The organism is Candidatus Babeliales bacterium, from assembly GCA_035455925.1.
In the GTDB taxonomy this organism is placed as follows: domain Bacteria; phylum Babelota; class Babeliae; order Babelales; family Vermiphilaceae; genus SOIL31.
In genome coordinates this window covers 22,436-30,043 of the sequence record DATIEE010000026.1, presented here as the reverse complement: position 1 = coordinate 30,043, position 7,608 = coordinate 22,436, and the positions used below count along the sequence as shown (strand labels likewise).

Below are 7,608 nucleotides of genomic sequence, written 5' to 3'. Positions count from 1 at the left end.
CGTATTCACATTGAAGAAGATGCAGGTAAAAATATACATTCAAATTATAGCAATGAAAGTTTTGTTGATTTAAACCGTGCAGGAACACCCTTGCTAGAGATTGTCAGTTATCCTGATATCTCGTCTACCTATGAAGTGCGTACATATCTCAAAACATTGCGTTCAATCGTTCAATATCTAGGCATTTGTACTGGAAACATGGACGAGGGGGCATTTCGCGCAGATACAAATATTTCCGTACGCAAAAAAGGACAAAAAGAGCTCGGTACTAAATGTGAACTAAAAAATATCAATTCATTCAAATTTATCGCTGATGCAACGGAGCATGAGCTAGAGCGTCAAATTGATATTTTAGAAAATGGTGGTAAAGTGCGCTCTGAAACTCGCCTGTGGGATTCCAAAAAAGGAACCACCATCGTTATGCGATCAAAAGAAGAAACGGCAGATTATCGCTTTTTTCAGGAACCAGATTTAGCAGCAATTGTCATTGACGACGATCGACTCGAAAAAGCAAAGAACAGTATGCCAGAGCTTCCACTTGCAAAATTTGAACGTTTTACCAAACATCTTGGCTTAACTGATTATGAAGCTGATATTTTAATAGAAGATATATCTCTTGCGAATTATTTTGATGAAGCAAAAAAACATACAACGAGTTCAAGTATTATTCATTGGGTCTTACGTGACCTTATGGGCTATCTTAAAGAATACAAAGTATCTCTTGAAGAATGTAAAATTACTCCTACGCGACTTGCAAGTATTGTTAATTTGGTTGATCAGGGAGTCATCAATAGCCCTACAGCCAAAGAATTATTCATTTTGGTCGCAGAGACTAACAAAGAACCTTTAGAACTTATTGAAGAAAAAGGTTTAAAACAAATTGGCTCTCGTGAAGAGTTAGAAGAGTTAGTAAAAGAAATTATTGCAGCAAACCCTCGTCAAACTGAAGACTATCGAGCAGGAAAAGATAAACTATTTGGTTTTTTTGTAGGCCAAATGATGCAAAAAACTAACGGCAAAGGCAATCCACAATTAATTAATGAGTTAATTAAAAAACATTTAAACCTTAGTAATTAACAGAAATTGAACAATGACGCAGGTAAATCAAGAATTTCTTACTGCAGTCCTACATGAAACTTCAAATTATGAAATTACGAATCATAATCTTGCACTAAAGGTCTTTTGTATAGAAACTCCGCTTGGATCTATGTTTGCCATGTCAGATGAATATGCATTATATTTTTTAGAGTTTACTGATCATTTTGAGTTAAAAGACAGGATAAAAAAATTTTGTTACAGAACTAACTCTACTATCATTATTGGTAGCTCAGTTCCCATTACATCGATAACAACAGAGCTTACTTTATATTTTGATGGTAGTCTAAAAAAATTTAAAACACCACTGCAATTATTAGGTAGTCCTTTTCAAAAATCTGTTTGGAAAGCGTTGCAAAGTATCCCTTACGGACACACCAGAAGTTATACTGAACAAGCAAAAATTATAGAAAAGGAATCTGCTTACAGAGCTGTAGCAAATGCTAATGGAGCCAATAAGATTTCCATTGTAATTCCATGTCATCGAGTTATTAATAGCAATGGCAATCTAGGAGGATATGGTGGGGGTCTTGCTCGTAAAAAATGGCTTCTTGATTTTGAAAGAAAAAATTATGACAACTGAAATCAGTCACATTAGATCTATGCTAATTAATTTAGCTACTGCCAAAGATAAACGAAACTATTTTTTTAAGACAGGTGTTGGTGATTACGCTGAACATGACCAATTTATTAATGTATCTGTTCCGGTATTACGAAAAATAACAAAACAATTCTCAGACTTATCTTCTGACAATATTCAACAATTACTTACATCATCTTTTAATGAGGAACGATTATTGGCATTGTTTATTCTTGTACAGCAGTACCAAAAATCTAATGATAATAATAAAAATGAACTGTACCAATTATATATAAACAATATAAAATATGTTAACAACTGGAATCTTGTCGATGCGTCTGCGCATCTTATTCTAGGTGCTCATATAATACATAAAGATAAAGACATTCTTATTACACTAGCCCGCTCAAATAATTTGTGGAAACGGCGTATCGCAATCGTTGCAACATGGTACTTTACTCGTCTTAATGAATGCGAATGGACTTTTAAAATCGCCTTACTTTTACTCACTGATACCCATGATCTTATTCATAAAAGTGTTGGTTGGATGTTGCGTGAAGCAGGAAAAAAGAGTACGCCTTTACTTATTGATTTTCTTGATATCTATGCTAAACAAATGCCACGAACAATGTTACGTTATGCCATTGAAAAGCTTCCCGAACAACAAAGAAAATTATATATGATACGTAATTAAAAATATTCTATTATTTTTAAATCCTATACTATCAAAAAAATCTGATGTTATTACAATAATATCCGTAATGTATGCTGTAATATCTTCCCCATATAAAAATATTCGTAACTATTCAATGTGTTTTTATATGTCTATTATTATATGAGGCGAATATTACACAAGTGGATTTGGTGTAAAATAGATTAAACTAGAAAATTTCTTTCTATTGATTGATTTACACAGATGCGTAATATGAGCAAAATCTTTTCCTTTGATATAAATTTTGCGACTATATATTAATTTTATTTTTGACACAGGAGGCTTTACCGGTCCAAGAATAGTTACTGATAATGCATTCTTTTTTGCATACGCATACAGATGATCAAAGAGATATTCTACATCTTGTATCAATTGTTTTTCATTAGAATTTTTTATTTCCAATTCAGCAAAACGCGATGCTGGTGGATATCCAAGCTCAATACGCATATCAATCTCTTTTGCATAAAATGTAAGATAATCTATTTCGTTAAGATGTTGATATACCTCATGATTTGCCATTGTTTGAATAATAACAGTACTTTGTGCATGGTTTCTTCCGGCGCGTCCTGATACTTGAATTAATTGTTGTAGCGCAATTTCAGTAGCATTGTACGCAGCCAAATTTAGTTGTAAATCGGCCCATAATACACCGACTAACGTAACATGGGGAAAATGAAACCCTTTAGTAATTGTTTGAGTACCAACGAGAATATCAATCTTTCCATTTATCATATCAGTAAGAGTTTGTTGCCATAATTTTTTTTTAGTAGTTGTATCTAAGTCAGCCCTAGCAATAATTGCCTGTGGAAACATTTTTTGTAATATAGTAACAATTTTTTGTGTGCCAATCCCTTTTTTTAAAAAGTCGTCAGCGCTGCTGCGGCATTCAGAACAATGAGATGGCAAGGTATATGATACACCACAATAATGACAGACAAGACGATTGTCTTCATGCAAGGTTAAGCTTACTGAGCAATTGTTACATGAAAAAATAAATGTGCATGTTTTGCATTGTACAAAAAAACTAAAGCCACGGCGATTAATAAAAATAATAGTTTGTTCTTTTTTGTGTAGTCGATCTATTATTGCCGCTTCTAATTCTTTACTAATCCAAAACTGTTTTCTATTTTTGTTTTCTGTTAAGGATACAACTTCCAACGTTGGTAATGTTCCAGAAAATCGTTTTTTTAGTTGAAAAAATGCCCATTTTTTTGTTTTAACATTATATAATGTTTGCATTGATGGTGTTGCAGATCCTAATACAATAGGTATACATGCTTCTTGTGCACGCATAAGAGCAGCTTCTTTGGTATTTATTTTTGGGTGTTTTTTTTCTTGATACCCTACTTCATGTTCTTCATCAACAATAATAATACCAAGATTTGGGATAGGAAGTAATATTGGTAAATGCACACCAATTAAAATCATAGCCGTTTTGTTTTTAAGATTATTCCAGACTTTATTTTTTTCTTTGGGTGTTTTTCCGGAATGAAAACCGTAAATAGGTAAATCAGGTAATTCTTGCTTGAGGCGATTTTCAAAAGCTATAGCAAGAGTTACTTCTGGTAACAACAATAAACTTGTTTTATTTTTAGTTAATGCATCACAAAAAAGATGTTTATATATTTCTGTTTTTCCTGATCCAGTAATACCATGTAATACTATGGGCATATATATATTTGCGCCAATACAAGGTGAAACATACTCACATACTTTCTTTTGTTCACCAGTTAATTGTATGTTGCTTGCTGTTGAATGTATTTGTTGTTCTTGCGTGATAATCAACTCATTTTCTTTTTTAATAGTAAGAAAATGATGAATTCTTTTAATAAAATGCAATGTATCTATTTGATAATAATCGCCTAATTTTTTTAAAAAAGGAAGGTAATGTATGTCTTCCGGTAATGGTTCAATTCCATAAATTTCTTTGCAATCAAAGGTAATAATGGACGGCTTTATAATATATTCATCAATAACAAGCGCCGGAACTATACGATTACGTAACGGTACTTGTACAATTAATCCTGTTAAAGGACCATAGTTGCACGTTGTTGGTACACGGTACCACAAAGGTTCGGGTAATCCATTTAAAAGCCTAACACGAATAAACATTATTATAGTATACAAAAAATTAATATACTTGTAAGTGAAAAAATTTTCTCTATATATCTTGTTTTCTATAGTATACTTTTATTACTATTTGTTACAATTTGGTAATTATCAAAAAATAAAGGTTTTATTTTCATGTTTTTTATTATAATGATTGTGTTATTTTTGTTTAGTGTTGCAATACCCATATTTTCTAGTCAAATAGCTGATAATAGTATAAATATTTCTGTACAATTAAATGAGCCAATAAATTTAATGTATATGTTGCGAGATGAAGATAATTTAAAAAAATTTAATATAAAGGCATCAAATAATATTCCATATCTTCGAGTTTGTTATCGCAACTGTAGTTTTAAGGATGTAAATCTTTTTGATGCTTGCGATAGATTGCTGCAAGAGTCAAATGATTTAACATGTAATGAGATATATAAGAAAGAATTAAATAGATTAAAAAATCAAGATAATATTGCAACAATTAAAGATATTACTAACGTATATAATGATTTAAGAGATAATCTATTGCGTATTCCTTTTAATTATTTTTTAAAATATGATGAAGATGATAAATATTTTGTATGTCAAAAAAATATTAAGTTTAAGAATAAAGATGAGGTACTTTTTTCATTTAAGAAAATTATTAATTCAACTGAACGTATATTTAATATAATTTTTGGAAATGATTTAAGTAATGATTCACCACAAACAGCTATAAACTCTTTTTATGAGAATCCCAAAAGTATTGTGGATCAGGAAGAACAATTGATTGAGCTAGGTATTCTCGCTAAAAATAATTATGGAAAGATTATTCATGGTCAAAACGGTTATTTCCACACTAAGCCGATTCAAATAAAAATTAATATTACTAACACTCACGGAATAGTTAATTCTCTTTTTTATATAAATGAAGAGCTAATTACCAATTATAAAAAACTAAAAATTGATATACAATGTAATGAACCCTGTTTTACTATTGATTATGGGCTTACAATAGAAAAATCAACTGAAAATCAAACAATTTTACCTGAAATATTAAATTCTATAAGAGACCATTTGAATAAAATTGCAGGTATTCCGTTACGTTTTTTAATAAAATCTAAGGATAATATAAAGATTGATTTTACACCAGAAAACATTGATTGTTTTGAATTTAAAGCAAAAAATGAAACAGTAATCGAACTTGTTGTGCCATATGCGAATAAAGAAATTAGATGTGAGGTAAGAATAAGTAATTGGAAAAATTTAGTAAATAGATCTCTTATAGAATACGTAGATATGTTTCGGAAGAAGCCAAACTATTTTATAAATTGTAATAATCTCAATGCATTGATTAAAGAAGAGATTATTTCATCTGATGGAAATAAGCACGGAGAAAATTCATTTTTTGGAACAGAAATAAAAAAAGAAAGAAGACGTGCTGAATTAACTTTATTCTACTCTCGTTTAAAAAAATTATCTTTGTGTGGGCTATGTGGTCTGATTGCGTTTATAGTATTTTTTAAAAATTCCATTAATTGGTCAGCTATTGTACGATGGTAAATTTTTTTTTACAATCAAAAGTAGTAGTGGATAAGGTTTTGGTGTATATTCATCAATAACAAGTGCAGGAACGGTGCAATTGCGTAAGTTATTATTTGTTACAATTTGGTAATTATCAAAAGATAAAGTTTAGGTACATGTTTTTTATAACAATGATTGTGTTTTTTTTGTTTAGTGGTGCAATACCCATATTTTCTAGTCAAATAGCTGATAATAGTATAAATATTTCTGTACAATTAAATGAGCCAATAAGTTTAATGTATATGTTGAAAAATGAAGATAATTTAAAAAAATTTAATATAAATACATCAAATAATATTCCATATGTTAATGTTAAGGAATATAAGACAAAATCAAATCAAGATAATATTGCAACAACTAAGGATATTACTAACGTATATAATGATTTAAGAGCTAATCTATTGTGTATTCCTTTTAATTGTTTTTTAAATAACAAAAATTTTAACAAATTTAGAAATAAAGATGAAGTGCTTTTTTCATTTAAGAGAATTATTAATTCAACTGAACATATATTCAATATAATTTTTGACAATGATTTAAGTAAGAATTCACCACAAATAGCTATAAACTCTTTTTATGAACATCCAGGCAATCGTCTGATAGATGAAGAAAAATTAATTGAGCTAGGTATTCTCGCTAAAGACAATGATGGAAAGATTATCCATGGCGAAAATGGTTACTTTAATACCAAACCAATTCAAATAAAAATATATATTAATCGTCCGAGGCTATTATATATTGATGAAGCAACCATAAAACAATATAAAAATATTGGTATTTCCATTAATCATAATGACCCATGCTTTCTGATTCATCCGAACAATTATGAAATAGAAAAACCAAATGAAGGTCAAATAATTATAAACAAGATAAAATCTCTCATGAAAAATTTTATTCTTAAAATAGGTGCCGTACCATTGCGCTTTCTGATAAAATGTAAAGGTGAAAAAGATGTACCCTTTACCCTAGAAAATCTTAACCATTTTGAATTTAAAAAACAAGATGAAGCTTTAGTCAAATTTACGTTGACATATAAGAATATGCAAATTAAGTGTGAGATAAATTTATATAATCATAAGGATTTAACAGAAAAAACTCTTACAGATTATATAAATAATTTTCGGGATTCTCCACCTGATTATATTGTCCTTAATACTAGTAATGCTCAAAATAATAATAGAAAAGAATTAATTAAAAAAAAAATTATTTCCATTGATGGTAAATCACATGGAGAAAAGTCCTTTTTTGGAACAGAAATAAAAGAAACAGAACAATGTACTGAAATTAAAACAGAAATAAAAAAAACAGGACAACGTGCTGAATCAGCTTTATTCTTTTCTCGTCTCAAAATAGTATCTTTTTGTTGTTTATGTGGATTGATTGCCCTTATAACATTTTTAAAAAATTCCAAAAATTTATCTTCCATTTTACAATTTCAAATTTTGTAGTAACCATGTTTTCCAATCAAAAAATATTTAAATATGGTTTAATTCATGTCAATATAAAAAATAGAGTAAAAAAATTATATTGATATGTTACACTGATAAAATAGTTT

At 29.3% G+C, this 7,608-nt stretch carries 6 protein-coding genes; 5 read left to right on the top strand and 1 reads right to left on the bottom strand.

What is annotated here, in order from left to right; all coding sequences use genetic code 11:
- From gatB to VLB80_03700, 3 genes are all read left to right on the top strand, one after another.
- Positions 1 to 1,077, top strand: a 1,077-nt coding sequence (gene gatB, locus VLB80_03710) for an Asp-tRNA(Asn)/Glu-tRNA(Gln) amidotransferase subunit GatB (GenBank protein ID HSC25293.1), incomplete at its 5' end; no start/stop codon positions are given.
- A 13-nt stretch (positions 1,078 to 1,090) separates the two neighbouring features.
- Positions 1,091 to 1,678: a methylated-DNA--[protein]-cysteine S-methyltransferase gene (locus VLB80_03705; protein HSC25292.1), complete on the top strand. Its 588-nt coding sequence runs from the start codon at positions 1,091 to 1,093 to the stop codon at positions 1,676 to 1,678.
- The gene (locus VLB80_03700; protein ID HSC25291.1) at positions 1,668 to 2,369 is read left to right on the top strand and encodes a DNA alkylation repair protein; all 702 of its coding nucleotides are present in this window, start codon (positions 1,668 to 1,670) and stop codon (positions 2,367 to 2,369) included. Before VLB80_03705 ends, VLB80_03700 begins: the two co-directional genes overlap by 11 nt.
- Before the next feature lie 153 nt (positions 2,370 to 2,522).
- On the opposite strand, the gene priA is transcribed toward VLB80_03700, so the two are convergent.
- Entirely contained in the window at positions 2,523 to 4,514 is a 1,992-nt protein-coding gene (priA, locus tag VLB80_03695; protein HSC25290.1) for a primosomal protein N', read from the bottom strand.
- A 117-nt stretch (positions 4,515 to 4,631) separates the two neighbouring features.
- Between priA and VLB80_03690 the strand changes: the two genes are divergently transcribed.
- Positions 4,632 to 6,032, top strand: a complete 1,401-nt coding sequence (locus VLB80_03690) for a hypothetical protein (protein HSC25289.1) — start codon at positions 4,632 to 4,634, stop codon at positions 6,030 to 6,032.
- Between the two features lie 137 nt (positions 6,033 to 6,169).
- Entirely contained in the window at positions 6,170 to 7,501 is a 1,332-nt protein-coding gene (locus VLB80_03685) for a hypothetical protein (protein HSC25288.1), read from the top strand.
- The last annotated feature ends 107 nt before the right edge of the window (positions 7,502 to 7,608 follow it).